The organism is Klebsiella sp. HMSC25G12, assembly GCF_001807705.1.
GTDB lineage: Bacteria > Pseudomonadota > Gammaproteobacteria > Enterobacterales > Enterobacteriaceae > Klebsiella > Klebsiella variicola.
Window position 1 is genome coordinate 158,885 of record NZ_KV789904.1, and the last position, 25,638, is coordinate 184,522.

The 25,638-nt window shown below is 58.0% G+C and carries 25 protein-coding genes, 3 tRNA genes and 1 pseudogene; 20 read left to right on the forward strand and 9 right to left on the reverse strand.

Annotation, left to right across the window (positions count from 1 at the left end; all coding sequences use genetic code 11):
• The first annotated feature begins 58 nt into the window (after positions 1–58).
• Positions 59–391, forward strand: a complete 333-nt coding sequence (locus HMPREF3096_RS17965) for a TehB family protein (RefSeq protein ID WP_008804152.1) — start codon at positions 59–61, stop codon at positions 389–391.
• A gap of 6 nt (positions 392–397) precedes the next feature.
• The gene (locus HMPREF3096_RS17970; RefSeq protein ID WP_016161436.1) at positions 398–733 is read left to right on the forward strand and encodes a DUF1869 domain-containing protein; all 336 of its coding nucleotides are present in this window, start codon (positions 398–400) and stop codon (positions 731–733) included.
• Between the two features lie 5 nt (positions 734–738).
• On the opposite strand, the gene HMPREF3096_RS17975 is transcribed toward HMPREF3096_RS17970, so the two are convergent.
• On the reverse strand, positions 739–1,653 hold the full coding sequence (locus tag HMPREF3096_RS17975) for a LysR substrate-binding domain-containing protein (RefSeq protein ID WP_032735983.1): 915 nt from the start codon (positions 1,651–1,653) through the stop codon (positions 739–741).
• 131 nt (positions 1,654–1,784) lie between these two features.
• On the opposite strand from HMPREF3096_RS17975, the gene HMPREF3096_RS17980 reads away from it, so the two are divergent.
• The 3 genes from HMPREF3096_RS17980 (at position 1,785) to HMPREF3096_RS17990 (ending at position 4,551) form a co-directional block, all read left to right on the forward strand.
• The gene (locus tag HMPREF3096_RS17980) at positions 1,785–2,360 is read left to right on the forward strand and encodes a hypothetical protein (RefSeq protein ID WP_012541129.1); all 576 of its coding nucleotides are present in this window, start codon (positions 1,785–1,787) and stop codon (positions 2,358–2,360) included.
• 176 nt (positions 2,361–2,536) lie between these two features.
• Complete coding sequence (locus HMPREF3096_RS17985) at positions 2,537–3,373, forward strand: alpha/beta fold hydrolase (protein WP_008804155.1); 837 nt, start codon at positions 2,537–2,539, stop codon at positions 3,371–3,373.
• 206 nt (positions 3,374–3,579) lie between these two features.
• On the forward strand, positions 3,580–4,551 hold the full coding sequence (locus tag HMPREF3096_RS17990) for a sensor domain-containing diguanylate cyclase (RefSeq protein WP_048293502.1): 972 nt from the start codon (positions 3,580–3,582) through the stop codon (positions 4,549–4,551).
• On the opposite strand, the gene HMPREF3096_RS17995 is transcribed toward HMPREF3096_RS17990, so the two are convergent.
• Positions 4,548–5,648, reverse strand: a complete 1,101-nt coding sequence (locus tag HMPREF3096_RS17995; protein WP_022065756.1) for an AarF/UbiB family protein — start codon at positions 5,646–5,648, stop codon at positions 4,548–4,550. The genes HMPREF3096_RS17990 and HMPREF3096_RS17995 overlap by 4 nt on opposite strands.
• Before the next feature lie 528 nt (positions 5,649–6,176).
• Between HMPREF3096_RS17995 and HMPREF3096_RS18000 the strand changes: the two genes are divergently transcribed.
• On the forward strand, positions 6,177–6,434 hold the full coding sequence (locus tag HMPREF3096_RS18000) for an AbrB/MazE/SpoVT family DNA-binding domain-containing protein (RefSeq protein WP_012541132.1): 258 nt from the start codon (positions 6,177–6,179) through the stop codon (positions 6,432–6,434).
• Positions 6,435–6,767, forward strand: coding sequence for a type II toxin-antitoxin system PemK/MazF family toxin (locus HMPREF3096_RS18005; RefSeq protein ID WP_070544538.1), 333 nt, complete (start codon positions 6,435–6,437; stop codon positions 6,765–6,767). It begins immediately after the preceding gene.
• Between the two features lie 53 nt (positions 6,768–6,820).
• On the opposite strand, the gene HMPREF3096_RS18010 is transcribed toward HMPREF3096_RS18005, so the two are convergent.
• Positions 6,821–6,896: transfer RNA gene (locus HMPREF3096_RS18010), tRNA-Asn, on the reverse strand.
• Between the two features lie 5 nt (positions 6,897–6,901).
• Between HMPREF3096_RS18010 and HMPREF3096_RS31920 the strand changes: the two genes are divergently transcribed.
• The 3 genes from HMPREF3096_RS31920 (at position 6,902) to HMPREF3096_RS18020 (ending at position 8,730) form a co-directional block, all read left to right on the forward strand.
• Complete coding sequence (locus tag HMPREF3096_RS31920; protein ID WP_219995231.1) at positions 6,902–7,081, forward strand: DUF5951 family protein; 180 nt, start codon at positions 6,902–6,904, stop codon at positions 7,079–7,081.
• Between the two features lie 8 nt (positions 7,082–7,089).
• A complete protein-coding gene (locus HMPREF3096_RS18015; protein WP_016161429.1) occupies positions 7,090–8,526 on the forward strand; it encodes an EmmdR/YeeO family multidrug/toxin efflux MATE transporter in 1,437 nt (478 codons plus the stop codon).
• A 128-nt stretch (positions 8,527–8,654) separates the two neighbouring features.
• A tRNA-Asn gene (locus tag HMPREF3096_RS18020) sits at positions 8,655–8,730 on the forward strand.
• 170 nt (positions 8,731–8,900) lie between these two features.
• Here the strand turns inward: HMPREF3096_RS18020 and HMPREF3096_RS18025 are convergent.
• Both HMPREF3096_RS18025 and pmrD read right to left on the reverse strand, forming a co-directional pair.
• Positions 8,901–10,355 carry an AMP nucleosidase gene (locus tag HMPREF3096_RS18025; RefSeq protein ID WP_008804170.1) on the reverse strand — a complete coding sequence of 485 codons (1,455 nt, stop codon included), beginning with the start codon at positions 10,353–10,355 and terminating at the stop codon, positions 8,901–8,903.
• A gap of 130 nt (positions 10,356–10,485) precedes the next feature.
• Positions 10,486–10,731, reverse strand: a complete 246-nt coding sequence (pmrD, locus tag HMPREF3096_RS18030; protein ID WP_008804171.1) for a signal transduction protein PmrD — start codon at positions 10,729–10,731, stop codon at positions 10,486–10,488.
• A gap of 270 nt (positions 10,732–11,001) precedes the next feature.
• Here pmrD and HMPREF3096_RS18035 point away from each other — a divergent pair, with 270 nt between their 5' ends.
• Positions 11,002–12,624: an alpha/beta hydrolase gene (locus tag HMPREF3096_RS18035; RefSeq protein WP_064144065.1), complete on the forward strand. Its 1,623-nt coding sequence runs from the start codon at positions 11,002–11,004 to the stop codon at positions 12,622–12,624.
• Here HMPREF3096_RS18035 and HMPREF3096_RS18040 read toward each other — a convergent pair.
• From HMPREF3096_RS18040 to HMPREF3096_RS18050, 3 genes and pseudogenes are all read right to left on the reverse strand, one after another.
• Entirely contained in the window at positions 12,535–13,467 is a 933-nt protein-coding gene (locus HMPREF3096_RS18040; RefSeq protein WP_064144066.1) for a nucleoside recognition domain-containing protein, read from the reverse strand. The two genes, HMPREF3096_RS18035 and HMPREF3096_RS18040, sit on opposite strands and share 90 nt — an antisense overlap.
• 118 nt (positions 13,468–13,585) lie before the next feature.
• Positions 13,586–14,548, reverse strand: a complete 963-nt coding sequence (locus tag HMPREF3096_RS18045) for an MDR family oxidoreductase (protein ID WP_227538824.1) — start codon at positions 14,546–14,548, stop codon at positions 13,586–13,588.
• Positions 14,439–15,264, reverse strand: a pseudogene (locus HMPREF3096_RS18050) (TetR family transcriptional regulator C-terminal domain-containing protein). Before HMPREF3096_RS18050 ends, HMPREF3096_RS18045 begins: the two are co-directional and overlap by 110 nt.
• A gap of 559 nt (positions 15,265–15,823) precedes the next feature.
• On the opposite strand from HMPREF3096_RS18050, the gene HMPREF3096_RS18055 reads away from it, so the two are divergent.
• The 8 genes from HMPREF3096_RS18055 (at position 15,824) to HMPREF3096_RS18090 (ending at position 24,214) form a co-directional block, all read left to right on the forward strand.
• On the forward strand, positions 15,824–17,458 hold the full coding sequence (locus HMPREF3096_RS18055; RefSeq protein ID WP_012541138.1) for a Na+/H+ antiporter: 1,635 nt from the start codon (positions 15,824–15,826) through the stop codon (positions 17,456–17,458).
• Positions 17,459–17,913: 455 nt separating this feature from the next.
• Positions 17,914–18,843, forward strand: a complete 930-nt coding sequence (epsC, locus tag HMPREF3096_RS18060) for a serine O-acetyltransferase EpsC (protein WP_008804177.1) — start codon at positions 17,914–17,916, stop codon at positions 18,841–18,843.
• A 63-nt stretch (positions 18,844–18,906) separates the two neighbouring features.
• On the forward strand, positions 18,907–19,812 hold the full coding sequence (locus tag HMPREF3096_RS18065) for a PLP-dependent cysteine synthase family protein (RefSeq protein ID WP_064144111.1): 906 nt from the start codon (positions 18,907–18,909) through the stop codon (positions 19,810–19,812).
• Positions 19,805–20,233: a M67 family metallopeptidase gene (locus HMPREF3096_RS18070; protein WP_077266367.1), complete on the forward strand. Its 429-nt coding sequence runs from the start codon at positions 19,805–19,807 to the stop codon at positions 20,231–20,233. Before HMPREF3096_RS18065 ends, HMPREF3096_RS18070 begins: the two co-directional genes overlap by 8 nt.
• Positions 20,234–20,292: 59 nt before the next feature.
• Positions 20,293–20,583 carry a MoaD/ThiS family protein gene (locus HMPREF3096_RS18075; RefSeq protein ID WP_008804180.1) on the forward strand — a complete coding sequence of 97 codons (291 nt, stop codon included), beginning with the start codon at positions 20,293–20,295 and terminating at the stop codon, positions 20,581–20,583.
• On the forward strand, positions 20,580–21,755 hold the full coding sequence (gene moeB / locus HMPREF3096_RS18080; protein ID WP_064144068.1) for a molybdopterin-synthase adenylyltransferase MoeB: 1,176 nt from the start codon (positions 20,580–20,582) through the stop codon (positions 21,753–21,755). Before HMPREF3096_RS18075 ends, moeB begins: the two co-directional genes overlap by 4 nt.
• A gap of 37 nt (positions 21,756–21,792) precedes the next feature.
• A complete protein-coding gene (locus tag HMPREF3096_RS18085; RefSeq protein WP_008804182.1) occupies positions 21,793–22,737 on the forward strand; it encodes a family 2A encapsulin nanocompartment shell protein in 945 nt (314 codons plus the stop codon).
• Positions 22,724–24,214: a cysteine desulfurase gene (locus HMPREF3096_RS18090; protein WP_064144069.1), complete on the forward strand. Its 1,491-nt coding sequence runs from the start codon at positions 22,724–22,726 to the stop codon at positions 24,212–24,214. The genes HMPREF3096_RS18085 and HMPREF3096_RS18090 overlap by 14 nt, the downstream gene beginning before the upstream one ends.
• 72 nt (positions 24,215–24,286) lie before the next feature.
• Here the strand turns inward: HMPREF3096_RS18090 and HMPREF3096_RS18095 are convergent.
• Positions 24,287–24,362 (reverse strand) — tRNA-Asn (locus tag HMPREF3096_RS18095).
• 330 nt (positions 24,363–24,692) lie between these two features.
• On the opposite strand from HMPREF3096_RS18095, the gene nac reads away from it, so the two are divergent.
• Entirely contained in the window at positions 24,693–25,610 is a 918-nt protein-coding gene (nac, locus tag HMPREF3096_RS18100) for a nitrogen assimilation transcriptional regulator NAC (protein ID WP_002911729.1), read from the forward strand.
• The last annotated feature ends 28 nt before the right edge of the window (positions 25,611–25,638 follow it).

Here is a 25,638-nt window from a genome sequence, read left to right on the forward strand (position 1 = left end):
TGCATCATATAGGCTATTTCTGAACGTCGCATTTGAGACGGTAAAGTGAGGCACCATCATGCAGCGAATCATTATTCCCACCCATTACGTTCACACCCGCAGCACGCCGCTGTGGACCAGGGAGACCGCCCCGGCCTCTATCTGGCGTCGCCATCTGGATGCCGGCACCCGGCAGGGCGTCTATCCTCGTCTCTCGGTGATGCAGGGGGCGATCCGCTATCTCGGCTATGCCGATGAAACCAGCCCCGAGCCTGTTGAAACGCTGACCATTGAAGCCGGGCAGTTTGGCGTTTTTCCGCCGGAGAAATGGCACTGTATTGAGGCGCTCAGCGAGGACACGGTTTTTAATGTCGACTTTTACGTCGATCCGAAAATTCTCATCGAGGGATAACAAGAGATGAACAGCGAAAATAAAGGCTATGCCTTGGCAGTTGAGAATGGCCAGCGTCAGGAAAAACGCGAAAAAATATATCTCAAACCGATGGCGCTTTATATTCCGCAGCACGCGGTGGAGGCGGTAAATAGTCTGCTGGATGACCTGCCAGCTGGCAATGAAGAAGAGGAGTGGGTGTTAACCGTCACCAATAATAATAACGGCGTCTCGGTTGATAAAACCTTTTCCTCGCTGGCGGCGCTGCGCGACCCGCTCACCGCCGCTGATACGGTGAAGGATCTGATCAATATCGTTCGCGGCTACGAGTCCGATGAAGAGACCAACGTTTGCGGCTGGTAAGCCCGCTACTCTTCCGCCGGATGGCGACCGTCACCTAATGCCATCTGGCCGACCAGCCACTCCCGTAGATCGATAATATCCGCGCGCTGCGCCACTGACTCGGTGGTGACCAGGTAGTAGCAGGCGCCCGGTAATGCACAGCTAAACGGCGCGGACAACACCCCGCGCTGCAGCAGATCCCGCGCCAGCAGTTCGCTGGCGATCACCACCCCCTGGCCGGCCACCGCCGCCTGCAGGGCATGGGTCTCATCGCTAAAGGTTAACCCCGCATCAATATTCAGCGTCGACGGCCCATAGCGGCGGCGCCAGTTCTCCCAGTTTGGCGAGTCGGCCGGCACGCGGCGGTTGGCGACGTGAAACAGCGTCACCCGCTGCAGATCTTCAGGCCGGGCGAGGCCCAGGGACGGGCTGGCGACCACGATAAAACGATCTTCATACAGCAGCGTGCAGCACAGGTCCGGCTCCGGCGTTTCACGATAGCGAATCGCGGCGTCCACGGTACCCAGTTGCAGATCCACCCGTTCGACGCTGGTGTGCAGACGCAGGTCGATAGCCGGAAAGCGGGCGGTAAAGTCCGCCAGCCGTGGCACCAGCCAGTGGGTGAGAAAATTGGAGGTGGTGGTGACAGTTAAGGATGGTGGCTGACGGGCATGAGCGATCTGGACGACGGCCTGTTCCAGGGCGCTAAAAGCGCGCTGCGTGGCGGCGTAGAGGATCTCGCCATCGGCAGTCAGACTGACCCCCTGTGCGCTGCGTTCGCAAACCCGGCACTCCAGCACCGACTCCAGCAGTTTAATCTGATGGCTGACTGCCGTCGCGCTGACGCCGAGCGCCCCGGCGGCCTGTTTAAAACTGCGGTGGCGGGCGACGGCATGAAAGGCGCGCAGCGCCCCCAGCGGCGGTAGACGGGGTGTTTTCATGGCTGAGTTTTTCTCATCTATGGCTGAAAACTATGCGTTTGTGTAAGGCAATATAGTGGCGCTAGGCTACGGGCATGTAAAGACAGTGGCATGAATTAAATTCATGCTTCTTCGCCTGTCAGGAGTCAATTATGCACGTTGTAAGCCGCTACACCGCCGCGGACGCGGCGGGGATTATCGAGCCGCGTGGCCGCGCCATCGCCCTGAGCGTGGCTTTTGCCGCCGGAGCCTTGCTGTTAAACATGGTTCCCGTTATCGGAGTGACCGGCACGCTGAGTCTGCTGACGGCACTGAGCGCCGCCTGCGGCGCCGGGTGGGGATCCACACGCGGGCATTCCTGGCTTTATCGCTCGCCCCTGGCGGCGACGCGCTGGGCCTTTCTGCTGTCGGCGGCCGGCTGGCTGCTGGCGCTGGTGGCCTGGTATGGCGGGCAGGACTGGCCCGCCATGCTGCCGGGCGTGGCGTGTGGCGGGGCGGGGGCGGCTGTCGCCTGGCGGATTGCGGCGGGACGGTCGATGCAGTGTGGGCCCAGACTCGGTGGCGCAACGCTGCTGAGCGTGGTCGTTGTCATCGCGGCGACGCTATTGGCCCAACACACTGCCGGGGCCGGGCGCAGCGGCGTGTGCTTCGCCTTCGCCGTGCTGCTGGACCTGTCGCTGCTCGGCGCGCTGATCGTGCGCATCAGGCAGCTGGAGAGTGCGGCGTAACGGAGTCCGGCGGCAAATGAAGCGAGCGGGGTAAGTCACCCGGCGTGGTGACAAATTTCTTCTACACTGTTACAGGCATCACATTCCTGTGCGGTCGGCACTCCTGCCGGCCGCCGTCGGCGTTCAGCCCAGGCACGGGCCTGCAGGCTGGTTATCCTGAAAGAGGAGTCTGTAACATGGCATTTGTCACCACCCAAGACGGCGTCAACATTTACTTCAAAGACTGGGGTCCAAAGGAAGCTCAGCCGATTGTCTTTCATCACGGCTGGCCCCTGAGCGCCGACGACTGGGATAACCAGATGTTGTTTTTCCTTGCCGAAGGTTTTCGGGTCATCGCTATCGACCGTCGGGGTCATGGCCGCTCCGATCAGGTTAGCGAGGGGCACGATATGGACCATTACGCGGCGGACGTTTCGGCGGTGGTGGAACATCTGGATCTGCACAATGCGGTCCACGTCGGGCACTCCACTGGCGGCGGCCAGGTTGCCCGCTACGTCGCCCGCTACGGCCAGCCGCAGGGGCGGGTGGCGAAAGCGGTGTTAATTAGCGCCGTCCCGCCGCTGATGGTGAAAACCGAGCAGAATCCGGGCGGTACGCCGATCGAGGTGTTTGATGGTTTCCGCAAAGCGCTGGCGGCGAACCGCGCCCAGTTCTATCTCGACGTCGCCTCTGGCCCGTTCTATGGCTTCAATCGTGACGGGGCAGAAGTGTCGCAGGGGACGATCCAGAACTGGTGGCGACAGGGAATGATCGGCAGCGCCAAGGCCCATTATGAAGGTATCAAGGCGTTTTCAGAGACTGACCAGACGGAAGACCTTAAGTCGATCACCTTGCCGGTGCTGGTGATGCAGGGGGATGACGACCAGGTGGTTCCCTATAAAAATGCGGCCATTCTGCAGGACAAACTGCTGCCGAACAGCCAGCTAATCATTTATCCTGGCTTCCCGCACGGGATGCACACCTCCCACGCCGATACCATCAACGCCGATCTGCTGGCGTTTATCCGCGCCTGATCTTCCCCCTTTGCCGGGCAGAGTGCCGTTAATGGCATTCCGCCAGCGCCCTGGTCGCCAGTCGCCGGGGCGCGCTGGTTGACGAGCAGGGGAAATCTGCTTAACTCATGGGATACCTGACGACTATTTTCCCCCTGGCAGGATAAAACGCCGGGTTTCTCTGTGGAAACCCGGCAGAATTCTGCGCAAGAGACAAGAGAGAGACAATGAAATTAGCCGGACTTCATCCCGACGAGCAGCGTCGCCTGCAATCGCTACGCTCTTCCGGGCTGTTGAATAGCGGAAAAGAAGAACGCTTCGATCGCCTGACCAGGCTTGCCCGTTCGCTGTATAACCTGCCGGTGGCGTCCATCAGTCTGGTGGGGGAAGATCTCCTGCATATCAAGTCCTGTGCCGGCCTCGATGTGGACACGGTGCCGAGAGATATTTCATTTTGCGCCCATACCATCCTGCAAACCGACCCGCTTATCGTCAACGACATGCAGCAGGACGAGCGCTTTCACGATAACCCGCTGGTCATTGCGGCGCCGTATATCCGCTTTTACGCCGGGTATCCGGTGCAACTGCCGGATGGCGCGACCGTTGGATCGTTCTGTCTGATGGATCACCAGCCGCGTTCATTTTCCGCCCATGAAATGCAGATCTTAAGCGATCTGGCGGCGATCGTGGAGGATGAGTTCAAGGTGCTGGATGCAGCAACCTCTGATGAGCTGACGGGACTGTTTAATCGCCGGGGATTCCTTACCCTGGCGGAGTATGCCCTGCTGACGGCCCAGCGCCGCCATGAGCCGGTAAGCCTCGCCTTTGTCGACCTCGACCGCTTCAAGCACATCAATGATACCTGGGGGCATGAAGAGGGCGACCGCGCGCTGATCGCCATCGCCGATTTGATGAAAGCGGCCTTCCGTGAGTCCGATATCCTCGCCAGGCAGGGTGGGGACGAATTTATCATTCTGTTCGCCAATACCAGCCGCCACGATGCCGCGACAGCGATGGAGACGCTCAGTCACAACGTGGCCCGTTTCAACCAGCAGGCGGCTCACCCCTGGCAGCTGGCATTCTCCTGGGGCTGCGTCGAGTACGATCCCGCCAGCCATCCCAGTCTCAACGCGCTGGTGGCCACCGCTGACCGGCTGATGTACCAGGCGAAGCAGAAGCAGGGTCGCGAGCGTCGCTAACCTGGCGTGGAGGCGTTCTGCAGGTACCGCTGCGCCTGCTGCCGCTTCTGCGCATAGCTGCTGAGCAGCGCCTGCTGTGATTTGCCTTCGTTATCGTAAAACAGACCGCCTTCGTCGGCGATAAAGCGATAATGCTGTTCCAGCTGGCCTATCACCCAGTCGATACGTTGCAGAGTGAGTAAGGTACACGACTGGCCATGCAGATCGTCTTCGATATCCAGCACGTGGGAGCGGAAAGCCTCCACAGCAAATAACCGGCTCAGCGCGGCTGGGTCCGCCAGCGCCGACGCCCAGCGCGCCGTTATCTGCTGAAAATGGGCCTGCACCTGCGGGGCGGCCTGTCGGGCGCGGAGCCAGGCGAGCTTGCGCCGGTAGCTTTCGAGCGCCAGCCGCTTCAGATCGCGATAGTGCGCCAGCTGCTGCTCCGCGCCGGGAACCTGGGTCATCAGCCAGCTAAAAAAGAAGCGGGTCTCAAAGCGCTCGACAAAGTGGAACAGCGGATCGGCCAGACCGTTGCTGTTGAATTCCCTGAGCGGATCGAAGGGATACATGTAGCCAAAATCGAACAGCCACAGCTGCTCCTGATGGTCCACCAGCAGATTTCCACGACAGAGATCCCACTCCATCAGCCCCTGTTCCTCACAGGCTTCCAGGGTCGTAAATAGCTGGGCGATCAGCGGCGGGGTCAACTGGTGAATCAGCTCGCCATCGATCCACGGTGAGAGCAGGATGCCGAGGCGATAATCGGCATACAACGTCGGAACGATGTGGGTGAAGCGCGGGGCGGTGACCGGGTTATCCTTCAGCCGCTGCAACGCCTGCCGGCGCTGCACTTCATTTAAAAACGACAGCTGGCCGTTGAGGTTGGCGACGCCGGCGATGGCGCGTCGTTTTTTTAAATTGTACTCCTTGCCGGCGATGCGCAGCCGGTAAACCTCGCCGGTCAGGCCTGAGCCGTATACCTGCACCACATAAGGGGAATCGGGGCCCAGTGCGGCGAGGGTTTCGGGTGGCAGCGGGCAATGGCTGACGTCGCCGACGATAAGGGGTTCTCCGCTGCGATCGAACGCCTGCTGTTGCTGTTGTCTGAGGTTCATGGTGCCTCCGGGTATAACGTTAGATAGCGTGGATAATCCACGCTATCTCACCCGCAAGCGGCAGTGAATTCATCCTACTGGCGGGGGCTTTTTCAGGCTGAGCTGGGGGGCGTCCACGGAGGATACTCGGGGCGTAGGGAGGCGGCAGGGAAGGGCATCGCGCCTGAGCAAATCTGGCCTTCGCGCTATCGCTGATGTTCCTCCAGCGCAACCCGGATACGGAAGCAGCGCCGCATTTTATTTATCTGATTCGCCATAATCCTTTGAACCCCAGAATTAGTTTTCTATTATCGCCTTCTTACAACGAAATCAGTTCTCGCCTGCACACAATGCTTCCTGACCTACGAGAAGTGCCCGATGTATCAGGATGGTCGCCGTTTTACAGGTCATCACACCGCTGAAAACAGCCGGATCTGTCGTTCGATGGATGACGGTTTATTACGCTAAGGAAATCACATGAGTCTGATGAGTAATTGTGCACAATCCACCCTGGATGTTATATTAAAATATAATATTCGGAGGTCCTCTATGTACAAAACTCGCCTGAAAAAGGTTGGCGGATCCATCATGCTGGCGGTTCCTCCCGCCGTGCTGAAAGCGCTGGAGCTGTCGACAGACAGCGAAGTGGGTATGACTATAGATAATGGCTGCCTGATTATTGAACCGCAGAAACGGCCCCATTATTCGCTTGAGGAACTGTTGGCGCAGTGCGATCCGCACGCCGAAATGAGCGAAGAGGATCGGGAATGGATTGATGCGCCTGCGGTGGGCAAGGAGATTCTGTAAATGGACAGAGGGGAAATCTGGCTTGTTTCACTGGATCCGATTGCTGGCCACGAGCAAAGTGGAAAACGTCCGGTCCTCATTGTATCGAAGGCATCGTTTAACAAGCTGACCCGGCTACCGGTCGTGGTTCCCGTCACCAGCGGCGGAAACTTTGCACGTACAGCAGGCTTCACGGTTTCACTGGAAGAGTCGGGGACCAAAACAACAGGCGTTATTCGCTGCGACCAGCCCAGAACTATCGATATGGCGGCCCGGAACGGCAAGCGTCTGGAACGCATACCTGACGCCGTTGTCAATGAAGTGCTTGCCAGGCTGGACGCGATTCTCAGTTAACGTCAGTGACGCAAAAAAGCAAAAAGCCTGCTCGAAAGCAGGCTTTTTAAATGTGGCTCCTCTGACTGGACTCGAACCAGTGACATACGGATTAACAGTCCGCCGTTCTACCGACTGAACTACAGAGGAATCGTGTGGAGTCGTATCTTAGCGGCGAAAAATCTTTTGTCAAACATCAATTCGCCTGTTCAGGTGCAACTGCCGCTTCCATCAACAATTTGTTGTCATTTCCGACAATTATTCGGGAAAAATACTTTGCAGGATATCCATTTCTCAATCATCATTTGAAATGTTGTTTCAACATCTCTCACTAAGGTCTCTCTTGAACGTCACCTCCGCCGTACGCCAGGCCGTCGAACGGACATCCTGGTTTAAAAAACGTCAGCGTTATCGTGTGCTGTACTGGCGCGAAATCAGCCCTCTCGCTGTCCCCATTCTGCTGGAAAATGCCTGTGTGCTGTTGATGGGGGTATTGAGCACCTTCCTTGTCAGCTGGCTGGGAAAAGAGGCCATGGCCGGGGTGGGGCTGGCCGATAGCTTTAACATGGTGATCATGTCGTTCTTTGCCGCCATCGATCTTGGCACCACGGTGGTGGTGGCTTTTAGCCTTGGCAAGCGCGATCGGCGGCGGGCGAGAGCGGCCGCGCGTCAGTCGCTGGCCATTATGACGCTGTTTTCCATTTTGCTGGCGGGAGTGATCCATGCCTTTGGGCAGGAGATTATTGATTTTGTCGCCGGTGACGCCACTGCGCAGGTCAAGGCCCTGGCCCTGACCTATCTTGAGCTGACGGCGCTGAGCTATCCGGCGGCGGCGATTGCGCTGATCGGTAGCGGTGCACTGCGCGGCGCCGGAACCACCAAAATCCCGCTGCTGATCAATGGCGGGATGAATATCCTCAACATCTTAATCAGCAGCGTGCTCATCTACGGCATCTTCTCCTGGCCGGGGCTGGGGTTTGTCGGCGCCGGTCTTGGGCTGACCATTGCCCGCTATATTGGCGCGATAGCCACTATCTGGGTGCTGATGGTGGGTCTCAATCCGGCGCTGCGGCTGTCGCTGAAGGGCTACTTCAAACCCTTTAACTTCGCCATTATCTGGGAGGTGATGGGGATCGGCATCCCGGCCAGTATCGAATCGGTCCTGTTCAATGGCGGCAAGCTGCTGACCCAAATGTTTGTCGCCGGGATGGGTACCAACGTTATCGCCGGCAACTTTATCGCTTTTTCAGTGGCCTCGCTGATTAACCTGCCGGGCAACGCCCTCGGCTCCGCCTCGACGATCATCACCGGTAAGCGGCTGGGAAAAGGGCAGATTGGTCAGGCTGAATTCCAGGCCTGGCACGTATTTTGGCTGTCGACGATCATTCTGACGCTGATCGCCTGGGGCAGCGCCCCGTTCGCCGGCTTTATCGCCTCGTTCTATACCCATGAAGACGACGTGAAAGAGGTGGTGAAGCAGTTGCTGTGGCTCAACGCCCTGTTTATGCCAATCTGGTCGCTGTCGTGGACCTTACCCTGCGCGTTTAAGGGGGCCCGCGACGTTCGCTATACCATGTGGGTGTCGATGCTGGGCATGTGGGGCTGCCGGGTGGTGGCGGGCTATACGCTGGGTATCGTGCTGGGGATGGGCGTGATAGGCGTGTGGTTGGGGATGGTGCTCGACTGGGCGGTGCGCGGCGTGCTGTTTTACTTCCGCATGGTGAGCGGTCGCTGGCTGTGGAAGTACCCGCGCGTGAAGGCCACGTCGGAGGAAACCTGAGCCGTTTGCGGGGATGAACGCCATTTTTTGCGCAAAGTGAAGAATAATTCGGCAAACGATTCATTTTATTGAAAACAGGCTTTGACAGCGCCGGGCGTCATCGATAATATGCGCCCCGTTCACACGATTCCTCTGTAGTTCAGTCGGTAGAACGGCGGACTGTTAATCCGTATGTCACTGGTTCGAGTCCAGTCAGAGGAGCCACATTTAAGAAGCCTGCTTTCGAGCAGGCTTTTTGCTTTTCTGCGCGCCACGCTTCCCTGTGGACGCACATCCAAAGTTCTCGCCGGGCCGTGTTCGTTTCGCTCATCCCGGCACTGACGATCCCCTGCAGGGAACGCCAGCGTGTTTCCTTTCTATCCCTGTGTCACCGGTTAACGGAACGGCGGTTCGTTGAAGGTGCGTAGCTTACGCGAGTGCATGTGATCCCCCTCGGCGCGCAGCAGGTCGATCGCCCGGATGCCTATCTGCAGATGCTCGGAGATAGCGCCCTCGTAGAAACGGTTGGCCTGGCCCGGTAGCTTGATTTCACCGTGCAGCGGCTTGTCCGAGACGCAGAGTAGCGTGCCGTAAGGCACGCGGAAGCGATAGCCCTGGGCGGCGATGGTCGCGCTCTCCATATCGATAGCCACCGCGCGGCTGAGATTAAAGCGCAGCGCCGAAGCAGAATAGCGCAGCTCCCAGTTACGGTCGTCGGTGGTGACCACCGTTCCGGTACGCAGCCGCTGCTTCACCTCCTCGCCGGGCATCCCGCTCACCTGCTTGGTGGCATCGTACAGCGCACGCTGCACTTCGGCAATGCTGGGGATCGGAATATCTGGCGGCAGTACCGCATCCAGCACATGGTCGTCGCGCAGATAGGCGTGGGCCAGCACATAGTCGCCGATAGCCTGGCTTTCACGCAGGCCGCCGCAGTGGCCAATCATCAGCCAGACATCGGGGCGCAGTACCGCCAGATGGTCACAAATGGTTTTGGCGTTAGCCGGGCCGACGCCAATGTTAATCAGGGTGATCCCTTTGCCGTCGTGGGTGATCAGATGCCAGGCTGGCATCTGGTGCTTCTTCCACGCCAGATCGGAAATGGCCTGTTCCGGCGCTTCCGTTTCCGCGGTGATCCAGATCCCGCCGGCGCAGGAGAGGGCGATATAGGGGCTGTCGGGATCGAGGATCTGGCTGCAGCCCCAGCTGACGAACTCATCCACATAGCGGGTATAGTTGGTGAACAGCACGTAGGGCTGGAAGTGTTCCGCCGGCGTGCCGGTGTAGTGACGCAGACGCGCCAGCGAAAAATCGACGCGGCGGGCATCAAAGTGCGACAGCGGATAGAACTCGGTAGGGTGGAACAGGCCATCCGCGGTCTCATCGCCAATCTGTGACAGCTCGGTGGTGGGAAAATAGCGCGTCAGACCAGCGCTCATCGAGCGGTCGAGGGTCAGGGTGGAGCCATCTATCACATAAGGATAGGGGATCTCATGCTGCGACAGCTCGACGCTGATATGCGCGCCATAGTCCTGATACAGCAGGGTCAGCTGTTCCAGCAAATAGTGGCGGAACAGTTTCGGATTCGTAATGGTGGTGGTATAGCAACCGGCATGGGTGAAACGTCCCCAGGCGCGCGTTTTGAGGGCTTTATGATCGGCGCCGTCCCAGGAGACCGACAGCTGCGGGTAGACAAAAAGGCCTTCCGCACGGGCTTCGGTATCAGGGAGCGTATTATGGTCGATATAGTCGCCGATGGCCTTGCGTAACGCCGTGACCGAGGCTTCATAGCGCGCTTCCAGCTCGGCAAGCGCTTGTTCCGGGGTCAGACTGGCGGCCTTGTGATTCATTATTCGCTCCTTGTTTCAGGTCTGCTGACATTCCCGATAGTATGTCACAGCGTGAAAAGGACGAAGGGGAATTTATATATTGGATGCGAAGATACTGAGACTATAACTGGCTAAGGGCCGGACGTGCTCTTTATCCGCCGAGTTTGGCCCAGCGCTCACTGCTATAATGAGTGGCTTTGAGGATCTTCAACGTCTGCGCCGGGTTATTATTCAGACAATAACGAGCATTGGCCAGCGGAGTGAGTTTATCGCCTTCCTGCAGGTGGAGGCGACAAGCTTCAATTTCCGCAATCATCTCCAGCGCACCGCTCTGCAGCACGACACAGCAGGAGCTGGTCATTGAATTTTTTCGTACTTTTTTTACCCACCACTCCATCTATATCTTCCTGTCCTGATCGCGTCCCTGCCGATAATTCATGTTTCCTCAAGGTCTGACAATAAGATTATCCCCTTGGTTTATACAGTGTTTAAAAATACGCGACCGAACGTTGATCTCATCGGTAGGCTTTTTTTCACCGAACATGAATGATCTGCCGGGTTTAATTTGCCGGAACCGATGACTATGCTGAGAAGCAGACAGTGAAAATAGCCTGTCAGGAATAGGGCAGATGAGTTCGGCTACGCGAAAAATATAAGAGGGAGCGTCATGAAGCATGTTTTACGCCACTGGCGAACGTCGGGCGCCGTGATTGGCTCACTGCTAAAAAAAGGGATCATTGCGGTACTGGTGCTGCTGGTGGTCTTTCTCGCCGGGCGGATCTATGAGTCCCAGCGTGGCCCGGCCCTGCATCGCTGGCATACCTGGAGCGCCAACGAGATGTCGGCCGAAGAGATCGACCAGGCGACCTTTGCCCAGTATCTGGCGCGGGAGAAGACGATTTTCGCCGATCTCCAGCACGAGGTCACAGAGGCTTTGCCGGAGGAAGATAAAACCCCGGTCAACCGCTTTTATCGTCACAGCCGGGTCTGGCCGGGGCAGTTTAAGCAGGACTGGAATCGTTCTTTTGTGCTGTTGCCGCAGGGCAAGCCGCGCGGCAGCGTGGTGCTGCTCCATGGCCTGACTGATTCGCCCTACAGCGTGCGCTATCTGGCGCAACTCTGGCAGCAGCGGGGTTATGTGGCGGTGGTGCCGCGTTTGCCGGGACACGGCACCGCGCCGGGGGCGTTAACGGCGGTGGACTGGGAGACCTGGCTGGCGGCGACGCGTCTGGCAGTGCGCGAAGCGACGCGCCTGGCCGGGGCGGACGTGCCGCTGCATCTGGTCGGTTACTCTAACGGCGGCGCGCTGGCGCTCAAGTATGCTCTTGATAGCCTGGAAGACAATCACTTGCGCCAGCCGCAGCAGATTATCCTGCTGTCGCCGATGATCGGTGTGACCGCGTTTGCCCGTTTCGCTGGCCTCGCCGGGCTGCCGTCCATCTTCCCGGCGTTCGCCCGCGCGGCCTGGCTGAACGTGGCGCCTGAGTTTAATCCCTTCAAGTACAACTCCTTTCCGGTCAAGGCGGCAAGACAGTCCTGGTTATTGAGCCAGGCGCTGCAGCAGCAGATTATCCGCGCGTCCCGTCAGGGCGAGCTGAAAGCGCTGCCGCCGGTCCTGACCTTTCAGTCGGTGATGGATTCCACGGTCAGCACCCGCGCGGTGGTGGAGTCCCTGTATCGCTACCTGCCGGATAACGGCAGCGAGCTGGTGGTGTTCGATATTAACCAGGCGGCGGATCTCCGGGTCCTGTTCCGTCCCGCGCTCTATGCGGCAGTCAATACGCTGCTGCCCCCGGCGCCGCGGGCCTATACCACCACGGTGGTGACCAACGCGACGGCGCACACGCTGCAGACCATCGCCCGTACCACGCTGGCGCAGGAGCGGGATGAGCATCGTTATCCGTTGCATCTCGCCTGGCCGGCGGATATGTACTCTCTGTCGCATGTGGCGGTGCCGTTTCCCCTGAGCGACTCGCTGTATGGTCGCGAGCCGGACGAGAAGAACCGCTACGGCATCAGCCTGGGCACTATTTCACTGCGAGGGGAAACCGGAACGCTGAGCGTGGGGCTGGAGACGTTAATGCGCGTCACCTCCAATCCTTTCTTTCCGTGGATGCTGGCGCGCGTCGATGAGCACATCACCTGCGGCGAACAGGCGGCGGTGGCGGCCTGCCTGAAAGCGCAGGCCAGAGCAGAGGCGTTAAAACAGGATCAGGTGCAGAACGGTACGCAGCAGGATGCCGACGATCGCCGCGGGAACGACAAAGCGGAACAGGCGGACAAACCGTGAGCTGATGCCGAGAAAAATACCGATACCGGGGAGGTCAAAGGTCTGGATCAGCAGGCCGGCCGAGGCGTTGACCTGGCTGACGGTCACTTTGCCCTGCTGGATCAGCTCAGAAATGACGCCAAAGTAGGCGGTGCCCCCGGCGACGCACTTCACCAGCGCCGGCAGCACAAAGTTCTGCGGGATATGCAGCCAGCCAAGTACCGGCTTCAGCGCCTGCTGTAGCAGGTCAATGGCCCCGGCGCCCTGCAGCAGTCCGACGATGGTTAACGACAGGATCAGCATCGGGACTGCGCCGAGCGCCAGGCGGATGGCGTCGGAGCCGGCGCTGTTGATCACCGCCAGTATGCCCTGGCTGTTTTGCTCGGCGTTGGGCAGCGCTTCCGCGCGGGGATTCTCGGCGACCGATAAGCGCCGTCCGGTGACGTGCCAGGCGACGGCGGCCGCGCACAGCCCGCCGACCACCGAGATAACGATCGAGGCCAGCCAGTGCAGACCAAAAGGGGTGAGGGGATAAAAGACGTTGCCTTGCCCCATGGCGAACACCATGGCCAGCGTGGCGGCCATTTGCCGGTCCGAGACGCCGCGTTTGTCCATAATCGACAGCGTCGCAAGCGGGGCGGCAAAGCTGACAAAGTTAATCTGGATCAGGGCGAAGGCGCTCATCCCGGTTAAGCCGAAGGGCTTCAGCAGCGGGGTAACCCAGCGAACAATCACATCGAGGATGCCGCGGACCTCCAGATATTTCATGATGATCAGCATGATCACCATAATCGGCAACAGCGTATACAGCGCAACGTCAACGGATGATTTACCCGCCGCCATAATGATGCTTATGACATCCATTTACTTTTTTACCACTCGCAAAGGCATCGGTTCGCGTCATCATAATCCCGTGGGGAAGGAAATGATATGCCTTGATCCTCTCGAAGTCCGGCGCCCCACGGGCGCCGGGAGAAGAGGATTACTGGCCGATATTGACCAGCGTCCGGCCGTGAATCGTGTTGCTGAGAAAATCTGCGGCATACGCTGGCGCCTGCTCCAGCGTGATTTCGGTGGCCGCCTGCTGGTAGTAGCTTTCCGGCAGGAGCTGGGCCAGACGCTGCCAGACGGCGTCGCGTTCAGCGGTCGGCACCATCACCGAGTCCACCCCCTGCAGGCGCACGTTGCGCAGAATAAACGGCATCACGGTGGTCGGCAGATCGAAGCCCCCGGCCAGACCGCAGGCGGCGACGCAGCCGCGGTATTGCGTCTGCGCCAGCACTTTGGCCAGCATCGTGCCGCCAACGGTATCCACCGCGCCCGCCCACAGCTGTTTCTCCAGCGGACGGGTCTCCGCGAAGTCGCTGCGCGGCAGGATCGCACCGGAGCCCAGCTGACGCAGGTAATCGTGCGTCGATTCCCGGCCCGATACCGCCGTCACCCGGTAGCCCAGCGCTTTCAGCAACACCACGGCGGTGCTGCCGACCCCGCCGCTGGCGCCGGTAACCAGGATATCCCCGCTTTCCGGAGTGACGCCCGCATTGACGAGGGCATCAACGCACAGCATTGCGGTAAAGCCGGCGGTGCCGATGATCATCGCCTGGCGCGCGCTGAGCGCCGCCGGCTGGGCAACCAGCCAGTCGCCTTTGACGCAGGCTTCGGTGGCCAGGCCACCCCAGTGGTTTTCGCCTACGCCCCAACCGGTCAGGATCACGTCCTGACCGGGAACAAAGCGCGGATCGCGGCTTTCACTCACCCGTCCCGCAAAATCGATGCCAGGCACCATTGGGAACTGACGGATGATTTTGCCTTTGCCGGTGATCGCCAGGGCATCTTTATAGTTGAGACTCGACCAGTCGATAGCGACCCGAACGTCGCCTTCGGCAAGGGCGGGCAGGTCGATCGCTTTGATGGCGGCGACGGTGCGGTTGTCGATCTGGTCCAGAACTAATGCTTTCATGACAGAGTATTCCTCGTCGGAAGGGGGTTATCGGCGCTAACGCCGTCCTGTGCAGGTGTTTTTGTTGTCATACTGTGCGCAAAAAATTCCCAGTACTGGTCAAGCGGTGCGGCGGACTGGCACAGCCTGGCGCGCATCACCGCGCCTTCCCAGCCGATCCAGAAGACCTGGGCCAGCGCGTCCGGTGAGGCGTCGCGGGCGATCGCTCCGGCAGCCTGCGCCTCGTGCAGGCAGCGGGCCACGCGCGACTCCCATGCCGTCAGGATCGCTTTTAATCGCCCGGGAAAGGTGTCGGGTAACAGCGGGGCCTCCTGCAGCAGGTTGCCCACCAGGCAGCCGCGGCGAAACTGGTATTTCTCCATCCCCTGGCCGGCATGACGCACAAAAGCCGCCATCCGTTCCAGCGGCGGCACGGCGTCGTCCAGCAGGAATTTATCTAATTTATGCGCAAAAAAGTCGCCATAGGCGCTAAGCACGGCCAGGCCAAAGGCCTCTTTGCTTTTAAAGCAGTGATAAAACGATCCCTTGGGCACATCGATATTTCTGATAACGGCCTCGATACCTGCCGCGAGATAGCCCGTTTCGGTCAGCACTTCAAGGCCTGAGCGAATCAGCGCCTGGCGCGTATCGTCAAACTGGCGATCGACCTTGGGTGGACGGCCGCGGCGGGGCTTCAGGACGGCGGAGGTATCGGGATTCATCATTTAGACCGTGTGGTTTAATTGTCGGTCAGGGTACGCCCAAACCCGGGATGGGGCAAGCGCAGCGTGGCGGAGGAGAGGGATGTCGAAAACCAGGGTCAGGAAGGCGGCCTGGCATGAGCATGTTCTGGCACTGTACGCCGATAACCGTTGTTTTCGGCAGTGAAATATTACTCTGCGAATTCTATTATGTTGCCTGGTAATATCCGTATTCGAAATACGATAAGAAGAACTAATAATATAAAAATATATTGATCCGTGATGACCATCAGGTGGGATAGACGAGCGCCAGAGATACCTGCATTGCGCTGTCGCAGACGCGGATTGTCAATTATTTGCAGACGATGGCGGATTGACAAAGGCGGTACGATAAAACACATTGTCACCCCTGGTTCGGCATGAGGCGCACCGTAGTTTAAATAACATCGCCATCATACAGAGATTGCTGACCTCTATTATCGGCGTCTGAAGCAATAAACCGGCGATGAAACAACACCTGCAAGGAAAGGAATAAAAGCGTGATGTACAGAATGAGTATTGCCGTCAGAGGAGGGGGCGAATGTCGCTAATTACTATTGTGTTGGTCTTTATGATGGCCATCGTCGTGACCGTGTTCGTGTCTCATCTTCTGCCCGTTAAGGTGCCGCTGCCGCTGATCCAGATCGCCGCAGGCGCTGCGCTGGCCGCCGGCGGATTTCAGGTCGATTTCGATCCGCATATCTTTTTGCTGCTGTTTATTCCGCCGCTGCTTTTCCTCGATGGCTGGCGGATCCCCAAAGACGCCTTTTTCAGGGATATGAAGCCGATTCTGTCGCTGGCGATAGGCCTGGTGATGGTGACGATCCTCGGCATTGGTCTGTTTATACACTGGCTGATCCCGGCTATCACCGTGGCCGCGGGGTTCGCCCTCGCGGCTATTCTGTCACCCACCGATCCGGTGGCGGTATCGGCAATGACCGCCAGCTCGCCGCTTCCCTCAAGGATGGCGCATATTCTCGAAGGGGAGTCGCTGTTAAACGATGCTTCAGGCCTTGTCGCCTTTAACTTCGCCATCGCCGCGGTGCTGACCGGCAGCTTCTCGCCGGGAGACGCAGTGGTGAAGTTTTTCCTGATGGCGTTTGGGGGGATCCTCAGTGGCCTCGTGGTGGTGTGGGTCACCGGCAAATGCAACAACTTTCTCGTGCGGCGCACCCGCGAGGAGCCGGCAATTCAGATCCTGATAAGCCTGCTTATCCCCTTCGCTGCCTATTTGCTGGCCGAGGCGTTCCATGTCTCAGGCATTCTTGCTGCGGTGGCCGCCGGCATTGCGATGCACTATGAGCAGCTGTCGGGTCCCCGACTGCCGGCGACGCGTATGAAAAGCAGCGCGGTGTGGACCATGCTGCAGACCACCCTCAACGGCATGATTTTTCTCATGCTGGGCGAGCAGCTGCCGCGCATGCTGAAAACGCTTCCTGCGGTGGCCAGTCAGGCCGGCGTCTCGTCTCCCTGGTATCTGCTGCTGTACGCGGTGGCCATCACCCTGGCGCTTGGCCTGATGCGCTTTGCCTGGGTATGGCTGTCGATGACCCTGACGATTTTCCGCCGTAAGCGCCGGGGCAAGGCTATCACTATTCGTCCGCGATTCAGCATTATGGCCGTCATGGCGCTGGCGGGGGTAAAAGGTTCCGTCACCCTTGCCGGTATCCTGACACTACCGGTATTGCTGGCGGATGGCTCGCCGTTTCCGGGGCGGGAACTGCTGATCTTTCTCTCAATGGCGGTGATCCTGATGTCGCTCATCGTGGCGGCCGTCGGCCTGCCGTACATGACCCAGTATCTGGCCGATGATTTACCCCATGACACCGGGAAAGACAATATCGGTGCGGTGATGACCGAAGTGGCGATTAACCGCCTGAATGCGCTGCTGGACGAGTCGGTGGACGATCCGAATGAGCAGGCTTTGCGGGTCGATGCGGGCAATATGCTGCTGGAAACGTACCAGCGGCGGCTGCACTATAACGACAGTGACGAGGAGCAGGACGTCGGGCTGGAGCTGGCGAAGCGCGCCAGGCTGGAGAAGTATATGCAAAGAGAGGTCATTATCGCTCAGCGCCAGGAGCTGTTCCGGCTGCGGCGCGCCCATAACATCAGTGATACGACCTTTTATGAAGTGCTGCGGGAGATAGACCTCAAGGAAGAAAGCTTGCGCTAACAAACATGGCCGGTGGGCCGGGGCGTAAGCGCTGAAAGGGGCTGGTTCGCCTTCCGGAAGAGGTGTTCTGCCGCGGTATAAAACAAAGCCTGCTGGAAAAGCAGGCTTTTTTTATGTTGGCGGCCTGGACTGGCGAACAGTGGCAGATGGGGCGAGTTGCTCTGAAAGCAAACCTCTGGCTCTACTTATTGCAAGGAACCTGCTTTTCCCCATCTCACTGGGGTTTGACGCCTGCAATGCTTGACCAGGCGGGATGCAATGTCGCGACTGAGCGAGGTGAGGGGGGAAGAATACCTTGATTTTTAACTATTTATTCTTTTCAGCTATTTAAAGTCAATAAGGTTATTTGTTTTTAATGTGGGTAATGCATAAAAGTGAGGTAACGCCAAAAAGAATTTTATCGATGTGCTTTTATGAAGGATATTATTATGCCGGAAGCGGGTGAATTGTATCTCTTGCCGAAAAGAGAAAATAACTGGCATTTAAATAATGTCGTCAATGAATTGCGTCGCGTTCGCCAGGCGTGGCGCGATGAGCACGCGAAGAATAATTATCGTAATAAACGGAGTTTACCTTCCCGGGAAAGCGTTAATTCCGTTGCGGATACATTGATAAAAGTGCTTTATCCGATGCGCTTAGGCGACGTGGACTTACGCAAAGAGGGGGAAGATTATTACGTCGGCCATTTGCTCGGCACGGCGCTGGACAGGCTCACCGAAGAAGCGCTTCTGGAACTCTATTATCAGTCGGATGAGCAGGCGGAAAATGAGGTCCTGTTGCAGGAGGCGGTCAGACGCGTTCAGCAGTTTGCCAACCGTTTACCGGTGATTCGTCAGCGTCTTGACGGTGATATCCTCGCCGCTTATCAGGGCGATCCTTCCGCGCGCAGCATGGATGATGTGCTGCTCTGCTACCCGGGAATTCATGCGGTGATGCACTATCGGCTGGCCCATGAGCTGCATCAGCTCGACCTTCCGCTGCTGGCGCGCATCATCACGGAAAAGGCGCATAGCCAGACCGGAATCGATATTCATCCCGGTGCGCAGATTGATGACGGATTCTTTATCGATCACGGAACTGGTGTGGTCATTGGTGAAACCGCCATCGTCGGTAAACGAGTACGTATTTATCAAGCCGTCACCCTGGGGGCCAAACGTTTTCTCGTCGGTGAGGACGGACAATTGCAAAAAAATTATCCTCGCCACCCTATTATTGAAGATGACGTTGTGATTTATGCCGGCGCGACAATCCTCGGGAGAATTACCATCGGGGCGCGCTCCAGCATCGGAGGAAATATCTGGCTAACTCGTGATGTGCCACCGGACAGTAATGTTCAACAGGCGCGAATACAGCAGAGACATTTCAGCGACGGCGACGGCATTTAATCATTACAAGAATAAATAAACCTATCGTTCCCGTACCATTAAAATAGCAGCGTGATCATTATTATGAATTTACTTGAAACGATTGGCGAGACGCCTTTAATAGCCTTGCCCTCTTTTTCTGCAGAATTATCGGGTGTCACGCTGCTGGCAAAAGCTGAATTTATGAATCCCAGCGGCTCGGTGAAAGACCGCGCGGCAAAAGCGATGGTACTGGACGGAATTGCGCGGGGGTTATTGACGCCGGATAAAACTATTATTGATGCGACCAGCGGTAATACCGGAATTGCGTACGCGATGATCGGCGCCGCGCTGGGGTATCACGTTCGGCTGTATCTCCCGCAGAATACCAGCCCGGAGCGTAAAAAAATAATTCGTCAGTATGGCGCCACGATTGTGGAGACTGATCCGCTTGAAGGTTCCGATGGCGCTTATCTTGAAGTCCAGGCCCAGGTCGCCGCACACCCGGAGCGCTATTTTTATCCCGACCAGTATAACAACCCCGTTAATCCGCAAACGCATTTCGCGACCACCGGGAAAGAGATCTGGGAGCAAAGCGGAAAGCAAGTCACCCATTTTGTCGCCGGGATGGGCACGTCAGGCAGTTTTGTCGGCACCGCCCGGCGGCTGAAGTTTGAGGATCCGCGGGTGAAAACCCTCGCCGTTCAGCCCGCTTCGCCATTCCATGGCATTGAAGGGACTAAGCATATGGGCAGCAGTATTAAACCCGGCATTCTCGACGAAACCCTGTTTGATGATGTGATTTCCGTCACCACCGAGGAGGCCTATGCGAGCGCGCGACGCCTCGCCCGGCGGGACGGCATTTTTGTCGGTATTTCATCTGGCGCCAATGTTGCCGCCGCCGCACGGCTGGCCCGCACGCTGCCGGTTGGTTCGGTGGTGGTCACGCTGCTGTGCGATGTGGGCTCCCGCTATTTGACCGACCCTTTCTGGAATGAAACCCATGATTGAATTAACTCGCGAAATCGCCAGACAGATTGGCGCTGAAGGGGAAAAGACCTATCCCAATGAATGCTGTGGTGCGCTTTTTGGTCATTTATCAGCGCAGGGCGATGGCCGCGTGACGGCGATTTTCCCCATCGTCAACGCGCGGGAATCGGAAGAGCAGTACCACCGCTTTGTTATCACCGCCGACGACGCCTTGCGGGCGGAGCATGCTGCGCTGGCGGAAGGTGTGGATGTCATCGGCTATTACCATTCGCACCCCGATCATCCGGCCATTCCATCGGAATTTGACCGTGAACATGCCCTGCCGTTTTACGCCTACATCATCGTGGCGGTCGCGCAGCGGCAGGCGGGGGCGCTGACCAGCTGGCGGCTCACGCACGACCGTCTGCGCTTTTTGCAGGAGGAAGTGCACATCGTTTCATGACGTGAATAACAGGCACAACGTTGCCGGAAACCAGAGCAAAACACGGAGAGATTATCACTATGGCATCGACATTACTGATCCCCACTGCGCTACGCGCGTTCACCGACGGTCAGGGGAAGGTGACCCTCGAAGGTCACACCGTTGGGCAACTGGTCGCGGCGCTGGCGGCGCGATATCCGGACATTCAGCCGCACCTGTATGACGACGCAGGCGCGTTGCGCAGCTTTATCAATCTGTATGTGGGCGAACACAATATTAAAACTACCGGTGGGCTGGAGACGCCGGTTAGCGATGGGGCGGAAGTGTTGCTGGTTCCCGCCATTGCCGGTGGCGTCGGGAAGGCGATATGAGCAGACCGAGCATTATCCCGGACGACCGTCTGTCTGAGCTGACGCATGCTGAAATTGCCCGCTACAGCCGCCACTTGCTGCTGCCGGAAGTCGGGCTTGAGGGGCAAAAGCGTCTGAAGGCCGCCCGCGTGTTGCTTATTGGCACCGGCGGGTTGGGGGCGCCAGTGGCGCTTTATCTGGCCGCGGCGGGTGTCGGTAAGCTGGGGATTGTCGACTTTGATTTTGTCGATATCTCCAACCTGCAAAGGCAGATTATTCACAGCACCAAAGATATTAACCGGCCCAAAGTCGCTTCGGCGAAAGACAAGATTAAAGCAATCAACCCCGAGATTCAGGTGGAAACCTATAACACCACCCTGAGCAGTAAAAACGCGCTCGAGATCATCCGCGAATACGACCTGGTGGTCGACGGCACGGACAATTATCCCACCCGGTATCTGATCAACGATGCCTGCGTGTTACTGGGTAAGCCGCTGGTCTACGGCTCCATCTTCCAGTTTGAAGGGCAGGCCAGCGTTTTTTATGCCGGGCTAGGGCCCTGCTACCGCTGCCTTTATCCCGAGCCACCGCCGCCGGGGCTGGTGCCCTCCTGCGCGGAAGGCGGCGTGGTCGGTGTGTTGCCGGGAATTATTGGCACCATTCAGGCCGCGGAAGCCATCAAGCTTATCGTCGGCGGCAGCGAGAGCTTGATCGGCCGTCTGCTGCTCTTTGATGTGTGGCAGACGAAGCAACGTGAACTGCGGCTGGAGAGGGACCCCGGCTGCCCGGTCTGCGGTGAGCATCCGTCGATCCATGCGCTCATCGACTATGAGGAGTTTTGCGGACTGAAACCCGATGAGTCAGAAGCACCCATTGAAAGCGTCACGGCGCTTGAGCTTCATGCGTGGATAGAGGAGGGAAAACCCCTGCAACTGATCGACATTCGTGAGCCCCACGAAAGAGCGATCGCAAAATTTCCGCAGGCCAAAGTGATGCCGCTGGGCCAGATAGTCAGACGTATCGATGAATTCGATCCGACGGTCGATGCGGTGTTTCTGTGCAAGATAGGGCAGCGCAGTATTTTCGCCATTCGGGCACTCCAGCGCGCAGGTTATCAGGGGCGCGTGATGAATTTAAAAGATGGCCTAAACGCCTGGGCGCGGGATGTCGATACCCGTTTACCGCAGTACTAACCTTCAGCTCCACTCTTTCAAACACTAAGGACTTATCATGGCAGAACAAAAAAGCATTAATGCACTGGGGCGTGAAGCCGCGTATCAGTTAGCGAATGTGACCAAAACGGCGCCGCAATTTGCGGCAATTACTCCGCGCTGGGTCAGTCGTTTTCTCGATTATAAAGGGCTGGAGTCGGGCATTTATCGCGTCAACAAGGTCGTGGAGGGGGAGACGCCGCTGGACGTATTATGCAGCCAGGACCCTTCACGCGTAGAGATACCGCAGGGCTATATTGAGTATCAGACCACACCGCGCGAATATCAGCTGGATTCGATCTCGACCATTATTAACGTTGATACCAAAATTGCCGATCTCTACAGTTCGCCCTATGACCAGGCGTCAGAGCAAATTGCGCTGGCGATCGAAAGCCTGCGTGAACGCCAGGAAAGCCAGCTTATTAATAATGATGAATATGGACTGCTGAAAAATATTGATGACTCGCAGCGCATTCAGACCCGCAACGGCCGCCCGACGCCGGATGATCTGGATGAGTTGTTGTCAAAAGTGTGGAAAGAGCCTTCCTTCTTCCTCGCCCATCCGCGGGCCATTGCCGCCTTTCAGCGTGAAGCCACGCGACGCGGTGTGCCGCCGGTCACGGTGAACCTCCATGGCGGGACTTTTATTCTGTGGCGCGGTATTCCGCTGATCCCTTCCGATAAACTGTTTGTCGACGGACTGAAGAACCCAAAAAGCCAGGGCGGGAAAACCAATATTCTGCTGATTCGCTCCGGGGAAAGTAAACGCGGCGTGCTGGGGCTTTATCAGGAAGGGCTGCCAAACGAGCAGTCTCGCGGGCTGTCGGTGCGCTTCCGCGGGATCGATGATAACGGCGTGGCCTCTTATTTACTCTCACTTTATTGCTCCGCCGCGATCCTGGCCGATGATGCCATTGCTGTGCTGGAAGATGTTGAAGTGGGTGAATATTATGACTACGAGTAATTTATTCACGCTTCCCTTTGCGCCGGGCGGATGGCCCGGCGAGGCGGGTGACGCCCCCTCTGCACGCGATTATGGCCTGCCCGACGCGCGGGATCTGCAAGGGTTGTTGAGCGATACGCCCGCCCGTCCGCGCGGAGTGGAGGCGGCCTACGCGCCGCGGGTGGTGCCACTGGGCCAGGAGAGCAGGGCGGATATCGCCCCTCGCGGGATTGCAACATTGCCTGCTTTCGGCTCCCGGCCTGCGCCAGCGGCGCGGGTTGGGCAGATCCCGGTTGAGCGGATCCGTGCAGATTTTCCGATCCTTGCCGAACAGGTGGAGGGGCATCCGCTGGTGTGGCTGGATAATGCCGCGACGACCCAACGCCCGAAGCAGGTTATCGATCGCATCAGCCATTATTATTTGCACGAAAACTCGAACGTTCATCGGGCGGCGCATACGCTTGCCGCTCGTTCCACCGATGCTTATGAAGCCGCGCGGGAGAAAGTATCGCGTTTTATTGGCGCCCGCGGCCCGGAGAATATTATCTTCGTGCGCGGCACCACGGAGGGACTCAATCTTATCGCTCACAGCTACGTGAAGCCGCTGCTACGCCCTGGGGATGAAATTATCCTCACGCAGCTTGAGCATCACGCCAACATTGTGCCGTGGCAACTTATTGCGCAGGAGACGGGCGCGACGATCCGCGTTGCGCCGGTTGATGAGCACGGACAGCTGATTGTCGAGGAGTATATTCGGTTATTCAACGATAAAACCCGTTTTGTGTCCGCTACTCACGTTTCCAACGCCCTGGGGACCGTGACGCCGGTTCAGGAACTGGTGCAGATCGCCCATCGTTTTGGCGTGCGTATCGCCATCGACGGCGCGCAGTCTATCTCACATATCCCGACCAACGTCACGGCGCTGGATGCCGATTTCTTTGTCTTCTCCGGGCATAAAATTTTTGGACCTACCGGGATCGGCGTCGTCTATGGCAAGCAGGAGGTACTGGAAGCGGCGCGCCCGTATCAGGGCGGCGGGAACATGATTGCCGACGTGACCTTTGAGCTGACGCGCTACCAGCCTTCGCCGAATAAATTTGAAGCGGGAACGGGCAATATTGCCGATGCCGTCGGGCTGGGGGCGGCCATCGACTATGTGACCTCACTGGGGATCGAAAATATTGCGCAGTATGAGCATGCCTTACTGGAGTATGGGATAGCGAAGCTGTCGGCTATTCCGGGCCTGACGTTGGTCGGCACCGCGGCGAACAAAACCAGCGTCTTGTCTTTTGTGCTGGCGGGGCATGAAAATGAAGCCGTGGGGCGCTATCTCAGTCAGGTTGGCATCGCTGTGCGGTCCGGGCATCACTGTGCGCAACCGATCCTGCGTCGTTTGGGCTATGAGAGTACCGTCCGGCCTTCGCTGGCTTTTTATAACACGCCGCAGGAAATCGATTTTCTCGCCGAACAGGTTGCCCGATTTGCCGCGCGGCAATGACGCCGTAAACCGCGTAAGGCCGCATGAAAAGCGAAAAGCAAAAAGCCTGCTCGAAAGCAGGCTTTTTAAATGTGGCTCCTCTGACTGGACTCGAACCAGTGACATACGGATTAACAGTCCGCCGTTCTACCGACTGAACTACAGAGGAATCGTGTGAACGGGGCGCATATTAACGATGCCATCCGGCCTTGTCAAAGCCTGATTCAAAGAATTGCGTTCAACTGCTGACAATTTCAACAACCCCTGGCTGGGCGCCGCTTTTTTCACCATTACGCACCGTTGCGGTGCAAAAATACCCCTAATGGGGCATACCACAATCTGCTTACCGGGCAAATAAAAGCTGGATTGTTATCACTATCCCTTATAACACGGCCTCTGGCGGGCAGCGGCAGCGCAATTGAAAAGCTGGCAAGCAAATTGCAGAACCAGTTACATCATACTTCCAGCGTTGACGCTGGCGTTCCTTACAGGAGGCAAAATGAACTTAAGACGACTGAAATATTTTGTGAAAATCGTCGATATCGGCAGTCTGACCCAGGCCGCTGAAGTCTTGCACATCGCACAACCGGCCCTGAGCCAGCAGGTCGCGACCCTGGAAGGTGAAATGGACCAGCAGTTGCTGATACGCACCAAGCGAGGGGTCACGCCAACGGAAGCCGGTAAAATACTCTACACCCATGCGCGAACCATCCTGCGCCAGTGTGAGCAGGCGCAGCTGGCGGTCAATAACGTCGGCCAGACGCTGCGTGGTCAGGTCTCGATTGGCCTGGCGCCGGGCACGGCGGCTTCTGCCATTACTATGCCGTTGCTGCAGACGGTGCGTAATGAGTTGCCCGAGGTGATGGTCTATCTGCAGGAGAGCAGCGGCACTGCGCTGAATGACAAGCTGCTGGCGGGTCAGCTGGATATGGCGGTGCTGTATGAGCGTTCGCCAGTGGCCGGTATCGTCAGCCAGCCGCTGCTGAAAGAGGACCTCTATCTGGTGGGTACCCGCGACTGCCCGGGACAGAGCGTGGATCTCACGGCGGTGGCGGAGATGAACCTGTTCCTGCCGCGGGATTACAGCGCGGTACGGGCGCGGGTCACCGAGGCGTTCACCCTGCGTCGTCTGTCGGCGAAAATTATCGGCGAGATCGAATCCATTACCACCCTGACTGCGGCTATCGCCAGCGGCATGGGGGCGACGGTCCTGCCGGAATCCGCTGCCCGCTCCCTGTGCGGCGCGGCAAACGGCTGGATGGCGCGGATTAGCACGCCGTCGATGAGCCTGTCGCTGTCGCTGAATATGTCGGCACGCGGTAGTCTGTCGCCGCAGGCGCAGGCGGTGAAAGAGATCCTGCTGTCTCTGGTGAGCCGCCCGTCGCTGGAGAACCGTGAACTGCAGCTGGTTAGTTAGGCTATATTCTCTTAAGGAATAAGTTGCT